The following is a 19461-nucleotide window of genomic DNA, read 5'->3' on the forward strand; positions in this document are numbered from 1 at the left end:
CACCTCTCAGTGGGCATGCAGCGGGGCGAAATGCTCCGCGAAAGGATCAGGGCTGTAACCGGCGGCATTGAACAGGTAGCTGCGCGACTCTTCCGTGGCCCGGTTCAGTTGTTCGCGATCCACGCCCAGCACCACGCCCGCCTGTTTGCGAATGCGCCCGGCGATGATCACGGTGTCGATATCGCCGCGTTCGGCGGCGTGCACCACCGTGCCCAGGGCGTTGTTCGACGGGTAGACGCTGAGGTTGTCGGTGCGGATCAGCACGATGTCGGCCTGCTTGCCCGGAGTGATGCTGCCGATGCTCGCTTCGAGGCCGGCGCATGCAGCGCCATCAAGGGTGGCGGCCTTGAGCAGTTGCGCGGCGCTGACCAGTTCCGGCGCAGGCTGACCATGGAAACGCGCGCTGTGCGCCGCCGCCCGTTGCAGGTAAAACGCCACGCGCATTTCACCGAACATGTCGCCGCCGTAAGAGCTTTCGTTGTCGACGCTCAGGCCCGGATGCAGGCCGTGATCGACAGCTTTCTGCCAGGCGAACACGCCGTCTTCGAGCCCGTAGTGCGCGTCGGAGCGCGGGCAGACGTTCACCTTGACCCCGGCGTGGCGCAGGATCGACCAACCGTGATCCGGCAGGCAGGTGCAGTGGTTGAAAATATTGTCCGGGCCCAGCAGGCCCTCTTCGTGCAGCGCATCCAGCTCCGCCGCCATACCGGCGCCGAAGAATTCGGTGACGATATTCAGGCCCAATTCGCGGGCAACTGCCCATTGTTCGCGGTCGAGTTGCGCCATCATCGCCAGGGTCACCAGCGAGTCGGGCGAACCGGCGTACTTGTCTTTGATACGGCGCAGATCGCCCGGCCACTGCGTGGACTCCCACTCACCGGACAACGGCGCACCCGGCGCATGCACCGCGCGGATGCCGGCGTCGTGCAAAGCGTCGATGGCCGCATCGGAATGCGCGCCGCTGCGGGCGTTGTGTGAGTTATCGATGATGGTGGTGATGCCGGCGTTGATCGCACCCAGCGCCGTCAGCAGGTTGCCGACGTACATATCTTGCGGACGGTAGTATTTGGCAAAGGAAAAATGCGTGGCGTTGCAGTAGTCTTCAAGCGTCGGCGAGTTCGGGTTGATCCGGCGCAACTGACCTTCCCACGCGTGGCGATGGGTATCGACCATGCCGGGAATCACGATCATGCCTTTGGCATCGATGACTTCAGCGTCGGGAGCATTGAGGCCTACGCCGACCTCGACGATTTCCGTGCCACGAATCAGCACATCGCCTTCGATGAAATTGCCCAGGCGTTCGTCCTGGGTGACCAGGGTTCCGCCCTTGATCAGTAGCAAGCGTTGAGCATCGGGCAACGGTTTGAGCGCGGAAGTCAAAACATCGAAATGAGCATTGAAAGACATGGTGGGCTCCAGGGTGACGGTCGGCGCATTGGCCTGTAGCCGCATTGTCTGACCCGGAAGCTTTATTTAGAATGCCAAAACATCTACAAACATTGTGAAGCTGGGCATACATAATGCGCGACCAAGAGTTTGGCCATCTCAGGGCATTTTTTGCCGTTGCCCGCGAGCGCAATTTCTCCCGCGCCGCCCAAGCGCTGGGGGTTTCAGCGTCGGCACTGAGCCAGACCATCAAGGGTCTGGAAGAGCGTCTGGGGGTACGCCTCCTCAATCGCACCACGCGCAGCGTGTCGACCACCGAGGCCGGGAGTAAATTGTTCGAACGCCTGGGCGAGATCTTTGCCGATCTGGACGCAGCGCTGGAACAACTCAACGACTACCGCGACACACCGGTCGGCACCCTGCGCATCTGCGCGCCGCAGGTAGCGATGCTGCACTTCATCCAACCGATCCTGCCGGCATTTCAAGCGACCTACCCGGACATCAAGCTCGAACTGACCACCGACGACAGCACCGCCGACATCGTTGCCCAAGGCTACGACGCGGCGATTCGTCTGGGTGAGTTCATCGAACAAGACATGGTCGCGCTCAAACTCAGCGAACCGCTGACGCAGATCGCCATCGCCTCGCCCGACTACCTGCAAGGCAAACGTCGCCCGCACGAGCCGGCCGACTTGCTGGATCACCGCTGCGTAAACTGGCGGCGTTCCGGGGAGTCCGGGCTGTACAAGTGGCGGTTTTTCCGCGATGGCATGCCGTTCGAATTGAGCGTGAAAGGTTCTCTGGTGGTCAGTGACTGCGCCGTTGCCATGCAATCGGCGCTGGATGGGCTGGGTATCACGGTATGGATCCGTGAGTGGATCAAGGACGAACTCGACAGCGGTGCACTGGTGGCGCTGCTGGAAGAGTGGTCGACACCCTTCCCCGCGTTCTACCTGTATTACCCGAGCAATCGCCAGATGTCGTCAGCGTTGCAAGCCTTTATCGGCGCTCTGCGCAAGGCGCACTAGGCGACGCTTGCCCCGCTCAGGTTCGGGCGCTCTTCACGACCGCCATAGAACATGGCCTTGGCGCCAATCGTCAGCAACGACAGCAGCGCAAACAGCAACCCGCACCAGATCGTGGCCGGCAGGCCCCAGGTGTCGATAAACACCCCACCGATCCACGAACCGAGGGCGATCCCGGCATTGGCCGCCGATACATACAGGCTGGTGGCGAACGAATGCGCCTCGGGCGCGGCGCTGGTCAGCCACATCTGGGTGATGATCATGCCGCTGGTGTGAATCGCGCCCCACAGCAGCACGATAAGCAACATCGAGCCCAGCGAAGCACTGCCGAACACCGCCAGAATCAGGTAGGCGATGCTCAACAGAATCGGAAACAGCAACGCAGTCGCCACCAGATGTGTGGCCAGTGCGCGCCCGGCCAACAGGTTGCCCAGCACCCCGCCGACACCGAAGATCACCAACAGGAAACTGATGGTTTCACCGTCCAGGCCGGTCTGGTTTTTCAGGTATTCGGCGGCGTAGCTGTACACCGCAAACTTGGTGGTGAACACCAGCACCGTGGCGATGATCGCCAGCCACACCGGCGGCTTTTTCAGGATCGACAGCTGACTTGCGAAGCTCTCCGGCGCAGCGGTCTGCCGAGGCAACTTGAGCAGCAATCCGAGCCCGGCGAGCAACGTCGCGACGGCGCAGAACAGAATCGACGCCTCATAAGAAAACCGTCCGGCGACCCATGCGGTAATCGGCACACCGAACACCAGTCCGAGGGTGGTACCGATGAAGGCGACCGTGGTCGCGTGGGTCGCACGCTCCCTGGGGTACAGCGAAATCGCCGCAGCAAACGCCGCCGAGAAAAACACCGGGTGCAACATCGCCGGAACAATGCGCAGCGCCATCAACGTCGAATAGTTCGGCGCATAGGCCGACAGCACGCTGCTGACGGAAAAACACAGCAACGCACCGACCAGCACTTTCTTGCGGTCGAACCGCGAGAACACCAGCACCAGAAACGGCCCGGACAGCGCGACGATGAACGCGAACAGGCTCATCAGCAAACCGGCCTGGGCGACACTGACACCGAAACGCTCGACGATCAGCGGCAGAATGCCGACCACGCCGAGTTCCAGGGTGTACAGCCCGAACAGGCCCAGAATGATGAAGGGCATGACGGACATGGGATGGGGGGAACGGTTCATAGACTCTCATCAAAAAAAAAGAAAAATTACCCAGACAACACGGCCCCTTGTAGGAGTGAGCCTGCTCGCGATGGCGGTGTGTCATTCGGCATCATCGGTGACTGATTCACCGCCATCGCGAGCAGGCTCACTCCTACAGGTGGTTTCAGGCCTTGTTGAAATCGACCACAACCTTGCCGAACGCCCCGCGATTGAGATGGGCGAACGCTTCAGTCACCTGATCGAAGGCATAGGTCGCATCGATCACCGGTTTGATCCCGTGGTGATCGATCATCCGCACCATGTCCTCCAGCGCCCGACGCGGGCCGACGGCCACCGCAACGATTGAGGCGCGGCTGCCGAGCAGCGGCATGATCGGCGTGCGCAACTCGTCAGAATCGAGCAGGCCGATGATCGACACCCGACCTCCAGGCACCACTGCCTGCAGAGAGCGCCCGAGGTTGTCGCCGCCGGCCATCTCCAGAATGTGATCGGCGCCGCGCCCGTCGGTCAGTTCCAGCACAGCGGTGTGCCAGTCCGGTGTGGTGCTGCGGTTGATGCCATGAGTGGCGCCCAGGGCGATGGCCTGGGCGATCTTGTCGTCGCTGCTGCTGGTGACGATGACGTTGGCGCCACTGGCCGCCGCCAGTTGCACGGCAAACAGCGAAACCCCGCCAGTGCCTTGCACCACCACGGTTTGCCCGGCGTGCAGATGACCCAGTTCGATCAACGCCATCCACGCGGTCAGTGCGGCGATCGGCAGTGTGCTGGCCTCGACTGCACTGAGGTTTTTCGGCGCGCGCACGCACCAGTCGGCCGGCGTGGCAACGTACTGCGCCAACATGCCGGGAATCGGCCCACCCTGGGTCGGCATCTCGGCCCAGGTTTTCGGATTGCCGTCGATCCAGTTGGTAATGTAGGTGGAGATGACTTTGTCGCCACTCTGAAAGCGCGTAACGCCCTCGCCGACCGCGACCACGGTACCGGCCATGTCCGAGGCTGGCGTGAAGGGGAATTTCAACGCCGCGGTCATGCCGTTTTCCGCGACTTGGGTATCACGGTAATTAAGCGAAACCGCATCGATCTTGACCAGGATTTCTCCGGCTTTCGGGGTTGGTCGCGGGGCCTGGACCTGGCTGAGGTTGGCGAGGCCAAACGCGGAAATTTCCCAGCGCTGCATAATGTCGGACATGGCGATAATCTCGGTAGAGGACTGTGGCGCCGATGATAGAAGCCATGCCCCTGGCTGATTAAGTGGGTCGCCACTCCGTTATATACGGACGTTTTGTTCCGCAATGACTAAGGTAAATTGAACCCCACCGGTGAAATCGAGAATCGTGATGGACAGCCTTAATGCGTTGAATGTGTTTGTGTCGGTGGCGGAAACTCGCAGCTTTGTCGCCAGCGGGCGCCTGCTTGGCGTGTCGGCTTCGGCAATTGGCAAAAGCATCGTGCGCCTGGAAGAACGCTTTGGCGTGCGCCTGTTCAATCGCAGCACGCGCAGCATCACGCTGACCGAGGACGGCACGCGGTTTCTCGAACGCAGTTTGCGCATCCTTGCCGAGATCGAAGCGGCGGAAATGGAGTTTTCCCAGACCAACGCCGCCCCGCGCGGGCGTCTGAAGATCAGTTTGCCACTGGTGGGCGAGCCGTTTTTACCGGTGCTGGCACGGTTCAAGAAAACCTACCCGACGGTGGATCTCGACCTGACGTTCGATGACCGCCGGGTCGATGTGATCGAGGAAGGCTACGACGCGGTGTTGCGGGCCGGAGATGTCCCGGATTCCAGCCTGACCTCGCGCCTGATCGGTAGCTACCGGATGATTCTGGTGGGGGCGCCGCCCTACTTTCAGGACCATGGCGTACCGCAGCAAGCCACCGATCTGCTCAGTCATTCGTGTATTCAGTTTCGCTTTCCCAACACCGGCAAGCTGCAGGTCTGGCCGTTGCGCGAAGCCGGCCAGGAAGTCGATCTGCAGGTGCCGACCTCGATGGTCTGCAACAACCTCGAAGCGCGGATCTGCTTTGCCCTGCAAGGCCTGGGCATCGCCTATCTACCGGACTTCTGCGTCAGCGAGGCCTTGGCCGATGGGCGCTTGCAACGGATTTTGCCCGACTGCGCAGAGACCGGCGTCTACCGGATCATGTGGCCCTCGGGCAAGCATCCACAGCTGAAACTGCGGGTGTTCATCGACTTCCTCAAGGAGCATCTGTTTCCGCAGCAGACGCCGGCTTAGCCAATCAACGCTATCAACTGATGCCGCTGCGCATCGGTCAACATCGGCCCGAATCCGGCGCCAGCGTTGTCGGCCATATAGCGCGGATTGCCGGTGCCGGGGATCACGCAAGTCACCGCCGGATGCGAAAGCAGATATTTCAGCGCCAGTTGCGGCCAACTGTTGACCTGCACATCCGACACCCAACCCGGCAGCGGCTTGCCCTTGAGCCGTGTCAGCAAGCCGCCGCCACCGAACGGCCGATTACAGATCACCGCCACCCCGCGCTCGCGGCACAACGGCAGAATGCGTTTCTCCACACCACGGTCATCGAGGGCGTAGTTGATTTGCAGGAAATCCAGTTGTTCGGCCCCGAGCACTGCCTCGACTTCTTCATAGGCCGACGGCGTGTAATGGGTGATGCCGATGTAGCGGATGCGCCCCTCGGCTTTCCACTCGCGCAGGATCGGCAGATGGCTTTGCCAGTCCAGCAGGTTGTGAATCTGCATCAGGTCGATGCGTTCGGTGCGCAACAGGCTGAAGGATTGCTCCATCTGCGCGATGCCCTCCTTGCGCCCGCGCGTCCACACCTTGGTCGCCAGAAATGCCGGCGAGCGTGGTTCGTGGATCGACAACAGCTCGCCAGTGGTTTGCTCGGCGCGGCCATACATTGGCGAGCTGTCGATCAGCGTGCCGCCCTTTTTGAACAGTTCATCGAGCACCGCCGGCAGTTGTTTATAGACGGGGTCGCCGGGCGCAACATCGAAGCCGCGGTACGTGCCCAGGCCCACCATTGGCAACAGCTCGGAGCTTGAAGGGATGGCGCGGGTCTGCATGGTCTGGTCTCCTGCCGTGCTGGGCGAAGTGGCCGGCGGCGTGGCGGTGGCCAACGCCCGGTCAAAGGTGAAGACCGCCGAAACCCCGGCAGCCAGTGTGAGCAAACGACGCCGGGAGCAACCCTCAGTGTGGCTCATGCTGGTTCCCCTGCTGCGTGAAGCTGTTGCACGTTGTGTGCGACGGCTGCCCGTCTACTGCGCTGGACTACACTGCGACAGCGAACACCCGCGCCCGGTTAAAGTTAGTCGAATGTCCAGAAAACTGATGTCACTCGTCGCCTTGCTCATCGCCCTCTACCTGCTGCTGTGCGGGGCGCTGTTCGTATTTCAGCGTTCGCTGATCTATTTCCCCCAGCCTGACAGCGCCGTCGCCACGACGGATTCGCGGTTGAAACTGACGATGCCGGATGCCGATGTGTGGGTAGCCACGCGCGCACATGTCGGGCCGAAAGCACTGATCTACTTTGGCGGCAATGCCGAGGACGTGTCGCGCAATCTGCCGTCGTTCAGCGAGGCCTTTACCGACTACGCGCTGTTTTTGCTGAACTATCGGGGTTTCGGTGGCAGCGGCGGCTCGCCCTCGGAGGAAGCGATCGCCGAAGATGCGTTGGCGCTGTTCGATCAGGTGTACGCCAGCCATCCGCAGATTGCCGTGATCGGCCGCAGCCTGGGTTCGGGGGTGGCGGTGCGGCTGGCGAGTCAGCGCCCGGCGAAACAACTGATTCTGGTGACGCCGTACAACAGCCTTGAAGACATCGCCGTCCGCCAATATCCGTGGATGCCGGTGAAGTGGCTGCTGAAGGATCGCTTCGAGTCGGGTCGCTATGCCGCGCACATTCGCGTGCCGACCTTGCTATTGGCGGCCAGCGATGACGAGGTGATACCACGGGACAGCACGCAGCGACTGCTACAGAGTTTCCCCAAAGGCGTGGCGACGCTGCGGGTGGTGCCGGATGCGGGGCACAACTCGATCTCCGAGCGGGCGCAGTATCTGCAGTGGATGGAGGATGTGCTTGATCGCTGATGGCCGGTTATTGCGTTGTCTGGACTGGCCCCTTCGCGAGCAAGCCCGCTCCCACAGTGGTTCAGCGTCAACCGGACAAAATGTGGGAGCGGGCTTGCTCGCGAAGAGGCCAGCAGAGACGACATCGATTATTTGGGTCGGCGCACTCAATGCACTGGTATCGCCGAATTCGTACCACCGCCAACAGGCCGAAAACAGATTTGCTGGCTGACCGGGTCACGAAATTGGTTAACCAGAATTTTGCCGTTATGGTGAAAACCACAGATTGCGCGCTGCACGTCGGGAGACGCCTATTACAACAGGCCACCTCAGACCGGAGAAATCGTCGCAAGCATTCCGATCAGAATGGTCAACGTCAGAAACCCACCCAGAAAAATCGCCATCTTGTTCATGCTGCTCTCCTCAATACTGAGCTGGCGGTGCACCGGGCGCTTCGGGATGAAGGACTGCCGCGGGTGACCGGACTGCAGGGCCATTTTGATCGCCTGACTGAGCCGGAAACAGAGGCAGATCCAACAGAAAAATACGGATCAGATACCCATCTGATCCGCTCCGGCCATGGTCTGGTATTCAGATCGACGCACAACGGTTCGTGATCCGCCGCTTTGAACTAGAGTGAGTGCCGTCGCGCGAAGAACAACAATCCCAGGAGTGGTCAATGTCCGAACTGAACCTGCACCCCAACGCCGCCGAATCCCTGAAGCACTGGCACGAGATGATCCGCACCGGCAACCTCAAGGCCTTGCCCGAACTGCTCGATCCGGACGCGGTATTCCGCTCGCCGATGGCCCACTCGCCCTACCCCGGCGCGCCAGTGGTGACGATGATCCTCAACACTGTGTTCAACGTCTTTGAAGACTTCAAATACCACCGCGAACTGGCGACTGCCGATGGTTTGAATGTGGTGCTGGAGTTCAGCGCCAAAGTAGGGTCGAAAGAGCTCAAGGGCATCGACATGATTCGCTTTGATGAGAGCGGGAAGATTGTCGAGTTCGAGGTGATGGTGCGGCCGTTGAGCGGGTTGCAGGCGTTGGGGGAAGAGATGGGGCGGCGGCTTGGCGCGTATTTGGCAAACGCGAAATCTGTGTAGGAGCTGCCGAAGGGGGTTTGTGGCACAAAAAAGCCCACTGACCGTTATCGGCTCAGTGGGCTTTTGCGTATCTGGCGTCTAGTTACAGAGCCATGTCACGTGCAGCATTTTCCTTCGGCGCCGCAGCTTTTTCAGCGGCAGGTGCAGCTGGAGCAGCCGCCTGACCGATTACCGGAGGCGTTGGCAGTTCGAGGATCTTGGCGGTGTACGCCCACTCTTGTGCCACTTTGGCCGGATCGCTGTTCAGCTGGGTGCCGTAGCTTGGCACGATCTGGTGCAGCTTGGCTTGCCACTCAGGGGTGGCGACTTTGTCTTTGAAGACTTTCTGCAACACGCTCAGCATGATCGGTGCAGCGGTCGACGCGCCTGGCGATGCGCCCAGCAGGCCGGCGATGGAGCCGTCTTGTGCAGCAACGATTTCGGTGCCCAGTTTCAGCACGCCGCCAGCGGCTTCATCACGCTTGATGATTTGCACGCGTTGGCCGGCTTGCCACAGGCGCCAGTCTTCGGCTTTGGCGTTCGGGAAGTATTCCTTCAGCGCGTTCATGCGGTCTTCATCCGACAGCATCAGTTGACCGGCCAGGTACTCGACCAGCGGGTATTCCTTGATGCCGACCTTGGTCATAGGCCAAATGTTGTGGGTGGTGGTGCTGGTCAGCAGGTCCAGGTACGAGCCTTCTTTGAGGAACTTGGTGCTGAAGGTCGCGAATGGGCCAAACAGGATGACGCGCTTGCCGTCCAGAACACGGGTGTCCAGGTGCGGAACCGACATCGGCGGTGCGCCAACCGAAGCTTTACCGTAGGCCTTGGCCAGGTGCTGCTCGGCGATGGCCGGGTTATCGGTCACCAGGAACGAGCCGCCGACCGGGAAGCCAGCGTATTCCTTGGCTTCAGGAATGCCCGACTTCTGCAGCAGATGCAGAGCGCCGCCACCGGCACCGATGAACACGAACTTGGCGTCGGTTTCGGTCTTGGTGCCGTCTTTCAGGTTTTTGTAGCTGACGCGCCAGGTGCCGTCGGCGTTCTTGGTGATGTCTTCGACTTCACTCGACAGCTTCAGATCGAAGTTAGGCTTGGTCTGCAGGTAACCGGCGAACTGGCGGGTGATTTCGCCGAAGTTCATGTCGGTACCCAGCGGGCTCCAGGTGGCCGCGATTTTCTGGTTCGGGTCACGCCCTTCCATCATCAGCGGAACCCACTTCTTGATCACAGCCGGGTCTTCGGAGTACTGCATGCCGGCGAACAGCGGGCTCGCTTGCAGGGCTTCGTAGCGCTTTTTCAGGAACTTGATGTTGTCATCGCCCCACACGAAGCTCATGTGCGGAGTGGTGTTGATGAACGAGCGAGGGTTCTTCAGAACGCCTTGCTGAACCTGCCAGGCCCAGAACTGACGGGACACCTGGAACGCTTCGTTGATCTCGACGGCTTTCGGGATCGTTACGTTGCCTTTGTCGTCTTCCGGGGTGTAGTTCAGCTCAGCCAGGGCGGAGTGACCGGTACCGGCGTTGTTCCAGCCGTTGGAGCTTTCCAGGGCGACGCCGTCCAGGCGCTCGACCATTTCCATCGACCAGCTTGGCTCCAGCTCATTGATCCACACACCCAGGGTGGTGCTCATGATGCCGCCGCCGATCAGCAGTACATCTACTTTCTTCGCTTCTGCAGCATTGGCGGAAGACATCCCCATCGCCAAAGCCAGCCCCAGCAAGGCCGTGTTCACTTTCTTAAACATCTGTTGCACCTATGATAAAACGCCTTCCGCCCGCCGCTGTTGTACGTGTGGGAGCCTTTTTCGCGACACTCAGGCCAGGGTCGCGAGCACCTTCACACTGCAATTTTGACGGGTGGGCACACAAGGCCGACGGACTGCATCGACCTCAGTTAATGTCCCTTCTGAACTGACTTCTTATCATTATTGGCTTCAGCTACTTGAGCGACAGGGATTCCGTCAGCCCGCCCAAGGGCAGGCAGACTGAATTAGGTCAAACCAAGTTGGCGCGAAGAATATCACGTCAGGGCAAACCCGCGCGTCTGTTCCCGACTTGAGAGTCTTTTTCCGCTCTGGGCGTTATCGGCCGGCCTGGGCGGAACATGACCCTGCGGCCGCTCTGGCTGAAGTCTTTCAGCGATTCGCGCAGGGCTGACAGGCAAATCGGGTCTACAGTTAATAGCAGGTGCCTTGCTCACCAGGCGCTCACTGAGTCCTGTGCTTCGATGGAACTCCCTCCTTTCGCACACCTCTCACGCTATGTAGTACTTCCCTTTTGCTTCGCGCTTGTGGAGGAACACCGTCATGCGCAAGTTATTGCTCGTTTCGTCGTTAATCTTATGCCTGCCATTCGGCTCGGCCATGGCCCGTGTGGATGCCAAGGACGTCGCCACCTCGGCCGGGGTATCCGCTTCGCTTTATTCAACCTTCAAGGACCACAAGATGGTCATCCCCGCCCGTGACGACCTCACGGCATTTGTCGCCAGCGACGGTGCGATCCGAGGGGTCTATCTGGAGTCTGTATTGCAACAGGTGCGGCAGGACAATCCCGGCATCAACGCCAGCGATGAAGAGCTGGCCAACGCGATACTGGCGCATTACGAAGGCCTGAATCAGTAACAGCCCCGTACAGTACCGCCGATGGATGGGAACTGAGCGACCATGGGCAAACTGGCCGAACGGCCTCTATGATGGAGGCCATGACGACTCCTTTGCCCATTCGCTCGCCTTGCCCACCCGGCGCCTGCATTTGCGGGCGCGATCCGTTGCTGGAAACGCCCGGCGCGGATGTGCGCATCCTGCTGCTGACCCGGCAGGAAGAAAAGCGCCTGCTCGAACGTCTGGAAAACCTGCAGAGTCTGGCCGATCTCGAACGCCTGCAGCGCAAGATGTTCGAGCAGTTGGGCATTCGCGTGGACGTCGCACCGGGCTTCAATGAGGTGCGCACCATGCGCGGCATTGCAATCGTCATCGACGAACTGCCCGGCCTGTGCCGCAAAACCCGGCAAGCAATCCCGGCGGCGATCCGCCGAGGTCTGGAAAATCGACCGGAAATTGCTTTCGAGCTACTCAACGCTCACGACTTGCTGCGCGACGCCTGATTACTTTTTCAGGCCCAGCCGTTTGCGCATGTCTGCGGTGATGCTCTGGCGGGTTTTCTTCAGGTCTGCCCACGGCTTGTCACCGACCTCCGCCAGGCGCTGGTGGACGTTGCTCACGTTCCACTGATCGGCCCCCTTCAGCTCGGCCACCTCTTCGCGATAAATCGGCACCGATACCGGCAAGCCTTCACGGGTGCGCGCGGCGTAAGCGCAGATCGTCGTCGCGCCAAGCCCGTTACGCAGATAGTCGATGAAGATCCGTCCAACCCGATTCTTCGGCCCCGAAACCGCAGAAAACCGTTCCGGCAACAGCTTGGCCATATGGCTGACGATCGCGTGACTGAAGTCCTTGACCTCATCCCAGCCAAGTTTGCGCGTCAACGGCACCACCAGGTGGATGCCCTTGCCGCCGCTGGTCTTGAGGAACGCCTTGAGTCCCAGTTCATCGAGTACGGTCAGCGTCAGTGCCGTGGCTTCCACCATGCTTTTCCATGGCAATGCCGGGTCGGGGTCGAGATCGAGGACAAACCGGTCAGGCTTGTCCAGATCGACCGTGGTGGCGTTCCAGGTGTGCAACTCGACCGTGCTCATCTGCACCGCGCCGATCAACGCTTCGGCGTTGTTGATCAGCATCACCGGCTGGCCAGTGACATCCTTGTCCAGCGTGGTGATGCCGGGAATCGCCAGATGCTCGGCGTTTTTCTGGAAGAACAGCTCGCCGGCGATGCCGTCCGGCGCCCGTACCAGCGCAACCGGGCGATCCTTGAGCTGCGGCAGAATCCACTCGGCGACGCTGGCGTAATACTCGGCCAGTTGCATCTTGGTGGTGCCGCTGACCGCATCGATCACCCGATCCGGGTGAGTGATACGCACCTTGCCGCTGGCCAGTCCCAGCTGTGACGGCGCCGGTTCGGCTTTCCTTGACTCAGCCGCTTTGTTTGATTCGCTAGCTTTCTTCGACGAGGCAGCTTTTTTCGCAGGGGTGGCTTTCGCTGAAGTTTTCACGGATTTCGCTCGCTCCTCGGTAATCGCCTTGGCCGGTTTGTCATTGCGCAGACCATGGAACACAGCGTGGCGTACCGAGCCGTCCTTGGTCATTTCAGCGAACGCCACTTCTGCCAACAGATTCGGTTTGAGCCAATGCACGCCTTTGGCTTCGAAGCCGCTCGGCGGATTGACCACCGCCGCCTTCTTCACCTGCAACGGCTTGAGCTGGGCGAGGATGCTTTTCAGCGTGGTTTCGTTGAACCCGGTGCCGACCTTGCCGGCATAGCGCAACTCGCCGCTGTCGCGATCATGCAGGCCCAGCAGCAACGCGCCGAACGCACTGCGCGAGCCTTTCGGATCGGTATAGCCGACGACCACGAATTCCTGCCGATGCTTGCACTTGAGCTTGATCCAGTCGCTACTGCGCCGCGACACGTAAGGCGAGCCGAGGCGTTTGCCGATCAACCCTTCCATCTGCATCTGGCAAGCGCTGTTGAGCAGTGCATCCGCCGTTTCGTCAAAGGCTTCGGAGAAGCGCAGCAACGGCTGTTCATGCCCACCGAGCACCGTGGACAACGCCGCGCGGCGCTCCTCGACCGGCACTTCGCGCAGGTCGACACCGTTGAGGTACGGCATGTCGAACAGGTAGTACATGATGCTGGCGCTGCGCCCGGCTTCGAAGGCGTTTTGCAGCGCCTGAAAGTCCGGTACACCGCGTTCGTTGGTGACCACCACTTCGCCGTCCAGCCATGCCGATTCAAGGCCCAGCTCAGCGAGGGCTTGCGCCTGTTGCGGCAGTTTGTGCGTCCAGTCGTGACCGTTGCGGGTGAACAGTTGCACCTGATCGTGATCGATGCGCGCCATGATCCGGTAGCCATCGAACTTGATCTCGTAGCTCCACTGCCCCTCGGGTGCGCTGTCGACCAGGGTCGCCAGTTCCGGCTTGAGTTGCGCCGGCAGTTTGGCCTTGCGTGCTCCGGTGAGTGTTCCGGACGCCGCTTTGCGAGGTTTGGCCGCAGACTTTTTCACAGGTTTGGCTTGCTCGGCGGCGAGCCTCGGTTTGCTGATCAGGGTGCGTTCGCTGAGCACGCTGTCCGGCTCTGCACTCAGCACGTCATAGTCGTCTTGCGGGCGGGCGGCGCTGTCCTGATGTTTGATCAGAAACCAGTTTTCCTTCTTGCCCGGCATGTGCGTGCGCACCAGATTCCAGATGCCGGAGAGCTTTTCGCCTTGCAGCTCGAACTTGAGTTTGCCCTTGGCGTAGGCCTTGGCCGGATCCTCCAGCGGAATCCACACGCCGCGATCCCAGACGATCACATCGCCCGCGCCATAATGCCCCTCGGGAATGCTGCCCTCGAACGTGGCGTAATCCAGCGGATGGTCTTCGACGTGTACCGCCAGGCGCTTGACCTTTGGATCGAGCGACGGCCCCTTCGGCACCGCCCAGCTCTTCAGCGCGCCATCGAGCTCAAGGCGAAAGTCGTAATGCAGGTGCGAAGCGTCGTGCTTCTGTATGCAGAACTGCAGCGCATGTTCGCTGGCCTTGCTGCGGCCACGGCGTTTGACGGCGGCGGGCTCAGACGTCGCCGAAAAATCGCGCATGCGGTTGTAGTCGTCGAGGTTCCTGGTCATGGCGCACCTGCCTTGTGTCAGCCAATGCGGGTCACGGTCAGCGCGACCACGGCGATCCGGTCCACTCGCTGGTAACCGGGGTTCAACAACTCTTCACCGAATACGTCCGGGTCCAGTTCGCGATAGGTCCAGGCGAATCGCGTCGAGTCCAGGCGTGGCACCACGGTGTCGAAAAACGGATCGCGGCCATCGACCATGGCCACGCCGGTGTAGAGCAGCAACGAACCACCGGGGGCCAGCCGATTGAGCGCCTGCTCGACGATACGCAGCGACAATCCGGCGCCGAGCGAGCCACCGCCATGCCGATAGGCACGCCCGGCCGGATCGGCCATGTACGGCGGGTTGGCGACAATCAGGTCGAAGCTGCCTTCGGTGCCCTGCAACACATCGCTGGCCTGCACCTCGACATTGGCGACCTCGGCCAGTGCCGCGTTGATCGCGGTCAGGCGCAGCGCGGCGGGGTTGATGTCCACCGCGAGCACTTGCGCTTCACGCCGGGCGCGGGCAATCAGAATCGCCCCGACACCGGCACCGCAGCCGATGTCCACGGCACGCTGGATCGGCGCAAAACTCTGCTGCAGATGCGCGTGAATCAGTTGCGCAAAACGATAGGTGTCGGGACCGAAAAATACCGAGTCGGCGGCGTCGGTGGGAAATCCCGAATGCACGAACAGCAAGTCATCCAGACTCGACCAGCGCACCCGGCTCTTCAAGCGGCCGTCGTAGACGTCAATCACTTGCGCATCCTGTAACTGCCGTTGTTCGTCGGCAGACAACAGCCCCGGCTCGAACGGCCGCGACCAGCCGAAGACGTCGCGCAGGGTGTCGGCGACCTGCCCTTCGTCACGCTGGTTGACGCGCTGATGAGTCAACGGCGTTGGCGTGACGAAACGGTAGCCGTCAGCCTGCAAGCGCCGGCCGAGTTGCAGCAGTGTCAGGTCGTTGGCGGACAGTTGTTCTTCCTGATTCATGGGGATTTCCTTAGCGCAGACTGGATTTGAGTTCGATAAAGCGACGTGTCGCCAGCAGCCCCGCCGGGTGCGCGTGCCGGGCCGGTGACAACCATGGGATCAGCGTGGTCATTTGCGCATGTCCGTCCTGGCCTTGCAGGGCAGAAGTCAGGCGTTGTACGTCGGGATCGTGCTCGGGCACGGCGGCGTCCGGGGTGGCGACCTGACGAGTGCGTCTTGGCGCCTGGGCTTTCTCGGACGGCGTCCAGTCGCCGGCAATCCAGTCGTGCAGCAGCTGCTTTTCATAGGGGCTGAACACGCCGAACATCGCCGCACCGTCGCCATCGATCAACTGCCAGAAACGGCTGGCCTGCGGATCTTGATTGCGCTTGATCCAGCCTTTGTCCTGCATCGCCTGAAGAAATCCGGGCAGTTGCTCGGGGGTGGCCAGCCACTGATTGACGGTTTTGCCTTCGAAGCGGCAGTAGTCGGAATGCATGTGCTGACCGAACGGACGTTTGCGCTCGAGCATCGCCAGCACTTCGTGTTCCAGGTCGAAACCTTCGATGATTGCGCGGCTGCCCTGCCCCAGGTCGTTGAGTCGATAGCCCAGCGAAACCCGGCGCAGAAATTCGCCACGATCAGCCTCCAGCGGCAGCAGGTCGAGCACCGACTGCACGGCTTTTTGCGCATGACCGGTGCTGGCGTTGTCGATGGTCACGTGGAGGGTGAAGTAGTACGGATCGATGCCCAGCTCGCTGAGCTCATAGGCACTGATCAGCAAGTGCAGCGGCAATTGTTCGTAGCCGAGGTTGTAGCCGATCACCTCGGGCAGAAAGCTTTCGCCACAGGCACCGAGTGCCAGTTGCAGCGCGCCTTGCAGATAGCGTTCATCGGCAATCGCGCCGGCGTCCTGCAAGCCGTGTTCAGCGAGCAGTCTGCGATAGATCACCACATGATTCTGCGCAGGGTTGCCGTCGCCGAGTTCTTCCAGATAGGTACACAGCAACCCGTCGAAACGCGGGTCGCGCCACTGCGGCACCAAACCGTACAACCACGCGCCATCCACCAGTTTGGTCGGCGCCACGGCTTGCAGAAAATACAGCGCATGGGCCTTGTTGCTGAAGAACTGGCGCGGCCCACCGGCCTTGCGTTGTTGCAGGTAGTCGGCGTATTGCCGGGCAACGTCGGTGCAATGTCCGGCGACCCAGTCCTGCCAGGCAGACGGATCCTGCGGTAGCGCTTCGGGTAACAGCGCGGCACGGTGCAACTGCTCGGCGAGAAAATCCCGGGCAAGATTTTCAGGCTGATCCTCGAGCAGCAGTGCCTCATAAATACGCCGCAATTCACCGTTGGCAGTGATGGGCTGGTGCTGCGCGGTCGGCGCATGCAGAGGGGTCAGGGCAGTCATGTCAGTGTTCTCGCTCGGTTGGCCGGTCAGGACGTTGTTTCACGCCTCTACAGCAGCAGAGCAACCGCTACGGAGAAAAATTCAATCAACATGAAAATCGCCCTGACGGACGGCCGGATCAGCGCCATTTCTCTTTCACTTGACCACTGTAGGAGCTGCCGAAGGCTGCGATCTTTTGATTTTGTCTTTTACGATCAAGATCAAAAGATCGCAGCCTTCGGCAGCTCCTACATTTACATCGTGTAATGGCTTGGCCGAGCGGGTTGTTTTTGGAGCGCTAGTGTTCAAGGACGATGTTTACGGAGGGCAATGGAATGCCTGAAGCTGCAAAAGCCTGCGGTTTACGTAAGGGACGTTATTCGGAGGTTGGGCGGGTTTATATGCTGACGGCGGTGGTTGAGGAGCGTCGACCGGTTTTTTCGGATTGGAGAGCGGGACGACTATTGGTAGGACAGATGCGGGCTGCCGATCAAGCGGGAATGGTTCATTCGCTAGCCTGGGTTGTGATGCCGGACCACCTCCATTGGCTGGTCGAATTAAAACAAGGCTCTCTGGCGCAATTAATGTGCCGCGTCAAATCGCGCAGTAGTCGCTCGGTCAACCTGCTGCAAGGCAATTCGGAGCCGCTGTGGCAACGCGGATATCACGACCGGGCCTTGCGTCGCGATGAAGACCTTAAAGCGGCCGCCCGCTACATTGTCATGAATCCATTGCGGGCAGGTCTTGTGCAGCGTTTGGGTGATTACCCGTTGTGGGATGCTGTCTGGCTCTGAAGGCTGCGATCTTTTGATTCTGCTTTAAACCGTCCCCTTGGCCTGCTGTTCCAGATGCACCTGCAATTGCGGGTCGATCTGCAACGCGGCAGCCAGTTCATCCAGGTAGGTGCGTTCGGCGTCTTGCTGGTCGTCCACCAGGATCACGCTGACCAGGTACATTTCGGCGGCCATGGCCGGGTCGCCGTTGGCGGCCTCGGCTACTTCGTTCGCATCCAACGGTTTGGCAACTTCAGCGTTAAACCATTGCTGCAATCCTGGATCGTCGGTGTGTTTGCCAATCTCTTCATCGATCATTTGCCGTTCCCGTGCGTCGATCTCACCGTCAGCCTTGGCTGCCGCGATCAGCGCCCGCAGCACAGCATGCCCGTGTTCCTCGACCTCGGGCCCGGCCAGCAGATTTGCGGTTGGCGGAATCTGCTGTGGCGCCGCCGACGCCTGACTACGTTGCCAGGCCTGATACGCCTGGAAAGCCATCATTCCCAGCGAGGCCAGTGCCGCATAATTGGTACCGCTGGAACGGCTTTGCGAACCGCCACCACCGAGTGCCCCGCCCAACGCGCCGCCCAATCCAGCGCCACCGCCGCCAAGCAAGCCCCCCAGCAATCCACCCAAACCGCCCAGCCCACCGGACTGCGCGCCACTGGCACCTGTACTCGCGCCGCCGCCCAACAAGCCACCGAGCAAGCCGCCCAGTCCGCCCAGACCTGCGCCAGCCGAGGCGCCACTAGATTGTCCCGCCGAGGCCTGGCCTCGCAGCAGTTGTTCGAGCAAATCGCTGGTGTTCATGATCTCGTCCTCAGGCATTGGCAATAACTGCGTCAGGCAACGATAGACCGCCGACGCCGGCGCGCCAGCACCGTTTGGCTGACACCGGCTGCCGTCGGCGGATTTCGCCGAGGTATTTTTTGTGCGGCCAGCTAAGATTCAAAGGTGATGAACCTTATCCCGGCCTGACCGGTCGATAGCTGCAACCCGACCCGGTTTGCCGGCGCCCTTTGCCAAAGGGTGATAACCGGCTTGCTTCATTTATCTGGAGAACGCCCCTGTGATATCGACCGTACACATCGCCAGGCTCAAAGCATGGGGCGCCCATGGTTTTACCGCGACCGGCGTGGTCACTGCATTTCTGGCGACCCTCGCCCTGCTGGAGAACCAGCCGACCCATTGCCTGATGTGGCTGGGCGTGGCGTTGATCGTCGACGGCCTCGACGGGGCGCTCGCACGCAAGGTCAATGTGCAATCGGTGCTGCCGAGTTTCGACGGTTCGATCCTCGATCTGGTGATCGACTACCTGACCTACGTGTTCATCCCGGCGCTGTTTATCTACCGCTACATTCCCCTGCCCGACTACACCTTGCTGCTGAGCGTGTCGCTGATTCTGGTGTCGTCGCTGTTCTGTTTCTGCAACGTCAACATGAAGAGCAAGGACAACTACTTCGTCGGCTTCCCCGCCGCGTGGAACGTGGTTGCCCTGTGCCTGTACATCATCAATCCGGGGCCGTGGATCACCTTTTTGACCATCATCGGTCTGGCGCTGTTGACCGTCACCCGCATGAAATTCCTCCACCCGTTCCGCGTGCGCCGGTTCATGCCGATCAACATCGCGGTCACAGCGATCTGGCTGCTGTGCAGCCTGTCGCTGGTGCTCAATCACCCGGTGATCAATCCGCTGGTGATGGGTTTGTGGCTGCTGGCGTCGGCGTACTTCCTGGGGATCTGCATCTGGCGTACGGCGCTGGAGTGGGTTGATGGGGCGCATTTGAAATAGCGCCATACCTGTCAAACACCATTCCCCTGTAGGAGTGGGGGGGGGGGGGGGGGGGGGGGGGGGGGGGGGGGGGGTGGGTGGGGGGGGGGGGGGGGGGG

18 protein-coding genes are annotated in these 19461 nt (G+C 60.8%); 9 read left to right on the forward strand and 9 right to left on the reverse strand.

The window, feature by feature from the left end:
* Window positions 1-6 precede the first annotated feature (6 nt).
* Window positions 7-1407, reverse strand: coding sequence for an amidohydrolase family protein (locus tag NTD85_RS04740; protein WP_247868457.1), 1401 nt, complete (start codon window positions 1405-1407; stop codon window positions 7-9).
* A gap of 113 nt (window positions 1408-1520) precedes the next feature.
* Here NTD85_RS04740 and NTD85_RS04745 point away from each other — a divergent pair, with 113 nt between their 5' ends.
* Entirely contained in the window at window positions 1521-2414 is an 894-nt protein-coding gene (locus NTD85_RS04745; RefSeq protein ID WP_262141544.1) for a LysR family transcriptional regulator, read from the forward strand.
* Here NTD85_RS04745 and NTD85_RS04750 read toward each other — a convergent pair.
* Complete coding sequence (locus NTD85_RS04750) at window positions 2411-3607, reverse strand: MFS transporter (RefSeq protein WP_262141545.1); 1197 nt, start codon at window positions 3605-3607, stop codon at window positions 2411-2413. The genes NTD85_RS04745 and NTD85_RS04750 overlap by 4 nt on opposite strands.
* Before the next feature lie 145 nt (window positions 3608-3752).
* A complete protein-coding gene (locus NTD85_RS04755) occupies window positions 3753-4778 on the reverse strand; it encodes a zinc-dependent alcohol dehydrogenase family protein (protein WP_262141546.1) in 1026 nt (341 codons plus the stop codon).
* 148 nt (window positions 4779-4926) lie between these two features.
* Between NTD85_RS04755 and NTD85_RS04760 the strand changes: the two genes are divergently transcribed.
* Window positions 4927-5823 carry a LysR family transcriptional regulator gene (locus tag NTD85_RS04760; protein WP_262141547.1) on the forward strand — a complete coding sequence of 299 codons (897 nt, stop codon included), beginning with the start codon at window positions 4927-4929 and terminating at the stop codon, window positions 5821-5823.
* Here the strand turns inward: NTD85_RS04760 and NTD85_RS04765 are convergent.
* Complete coding sequence (locus tag NTD85_RS04765; protein ID WP_262141548.1) at window positions 5820-6776, reverse strand: aldo/keto reductase; 957 nt, start codon at window positions 6774-6776, stop codon at window positions 5820-5822. The two genes, NTD85_RS04760 and NTD85_RS04765, sit on opposite strands and share 4 nt — an antisense overlap.
* A 112-nt stretch (window positions 6777-6888) precedes the next feature.
* On the opposite strand from NTD85_RS04765, the gene NTD85_RS04770 reads away from it, so the two are divergent.
* The 3 genes from NTD85_RS04770 to NTD85_RS04780 all read left to right on the forward strand — a co-directional run bounded on the left by NTD85_RS04770 (window position 6889) and on the right by NTD85_RS04780 (window position 8752).
* Window positions 6889-7662 carry an alpha/beta hydrolase gene (locus tag NTD85_RS04770; RefSeq protein WP_262141549.1) on the forward strand — a complete coding sequence of 258 codons (774 nt, stop codon included), beginning with the start codon at window positions 6889-6891 and terminating at the stop codon, window positions 7660-7662.
* 149 nt (window positions 7663-7811) lie between these two features.
* Window positions 7812-8258, forward strand: coding sequence for a hypothetical protein (locus NTD85_RS04775; protein WP_262141550.1), 447 nt, complete (start codon window positions 7812-7814; stop codon window positions 8256-8258).
* 62 nt (window positions 8259-8320) lie between these two features.
* Entirely contained in the window at window positions 8321-8752 is a 432-nt protein-coding gene (locus tag NTD85_RS04780; RefSeq protein ID WP_262141551.1) for a nuclear transport factor 2 family protein, read from the forward strand.
* An 82-nt stretch (window positions 8753-8834) separates the two neighbouring features.
* On the opposite strand, the gene mqo is transcribed toward NTD85_RS04780, so the two are convergent.
* Window positions 8835-10481: a malate dehydrogenase (quinone) gene (mqo, locus tag NTD85_RS04785; RefSeq protein WP_003226151.1), complete on the reverse strand. Its 1647-nt coding sequence runs from the start codon at window positions 10479-10481 to the stop codon at window positions 8835-8837.
* A gap of 561 nt (window positions 10482-11042) precedes the next feature.
* Here mqo and NTD85_RS04790 point away from each other — a divergent pair.
* Window positions 11043-11357, forward strand: a complete 315-nt coding sequence (locus NTD85_RS04790; RefSeq protein ID WP_003226153.1) for a DUF2388 domain-containing protein — start codon at window positions 11043-11045, stop codon at window positions 11355-11357.
* Window positions 11358-11437: 80 nt separating this feature from the next.
* Window positions 11438-11839 carry a hypothetical protein gene (locus NTD85_RS04795; protein WP_103520397.1) on the forward strand — a complete coding sequence of 134 codons (402 nt, stop codon included), beginning with the start codon at window positions 11438-11440 and terminating at the stop codon, window positions 11837-11839.
* On the opposite strand, the gene ligD is transcribed toward NTD85_RS04795, so the two are convergent.
* Genes ligD through NTD85_RS04810 form a run of 3 tightly spaced genes read right to left on the reverse strand, consistent with a single transcriptional unit; the run spans window position 11840 to window position 16819 of the window.
* Entirely contained in the window at window positions 11840-14458 is a 2619-nt protein-coding gene (ligD, locus tag NTD85_RS04800; RefSeq protein ID WP_262141552.1) for a DNA ligase D, read from the reverse strand.
* A gap of 17 nt (window positions 14459-14475) precedes the next feature.
* A complete protein-coding gene (locus tag NTD85_RS04805) occupies window positions 14476-15429 on the reverse strand; it encodes a methyltransferase (protein ID WP_103484851.1) in 954 nt (317 codons plus the stop codon).
* 10 nt (window positions 15430-15439) lie between these two features.
* Window positions 15440-16819: an iron-containing redox enzyme family protein gene (locus NTD85_RS04810; RefSeq protein ID WP_262141553.1), complete on the reverse strand. Its 1380-nt coding sequence runs from the start codon at window positions 16817-16819 to the stop codon at window positions 15440-15442.
* A 314-nt stretch (window positions 16820-17133) separates the two neighbouring features.
* Here NTD85_RS04810 and NTD85_RS04815 point away from each other — a divergent pair, with 314 nt between their 5' ends.
* Window positions 17134-17592, forward strand: coding sequence for an REP-associated tyrosine transposase (locus NTD85_RS04815; protein ID WP_262141554.1), 459 nt, complete (start codon window positions 17134-17136; stop codon window positions 17590-17592).
* Between the two features lie 24 nt (window positions 17593-17616).
* Here the strand turns inward: NTD85_RS04815 and NTD85_RS04820 are convergent, their stop codons facing one another.
* Entirely contained in the window at window positions 17617-18381 is a 765-nt protein-coding gene (locus NTD85_RS04820; protein WP_262141555.1) for a tellurite resistance TerB family protein, read from the reverse strand.
* Window positions 18382-18640: 259 nt separating this feature from the next.
* Here NTD85_RS04820 and pcsA point away from each other — a divergent pair, with 259 nt between their 5' ends.
* A complete protein-coding gene (pcsA, locus tag NTD85_RS04825; protein WP_003226166.1) occupies window positions 18641-19363 on the forward strand; it encodes a phosphatidylcholine synthase in 723 nt (240 codons plus the stop codon).
* The last annotated feature ends 98 nt before the right edge of the window (window positions 19364-19461 follow it).

It is taken from the genome of Pseudomonas sp. 13B_3.2_Bac1, from assembly GCF_025466205.1.
Lineage (GTDB): Bacteria > Pseudomonadota > Gammaproteobacteria > Pseudomonadales > Pseudomonadaceae > Aquipseudomonas > Aquipseudomonas fluorescens_H.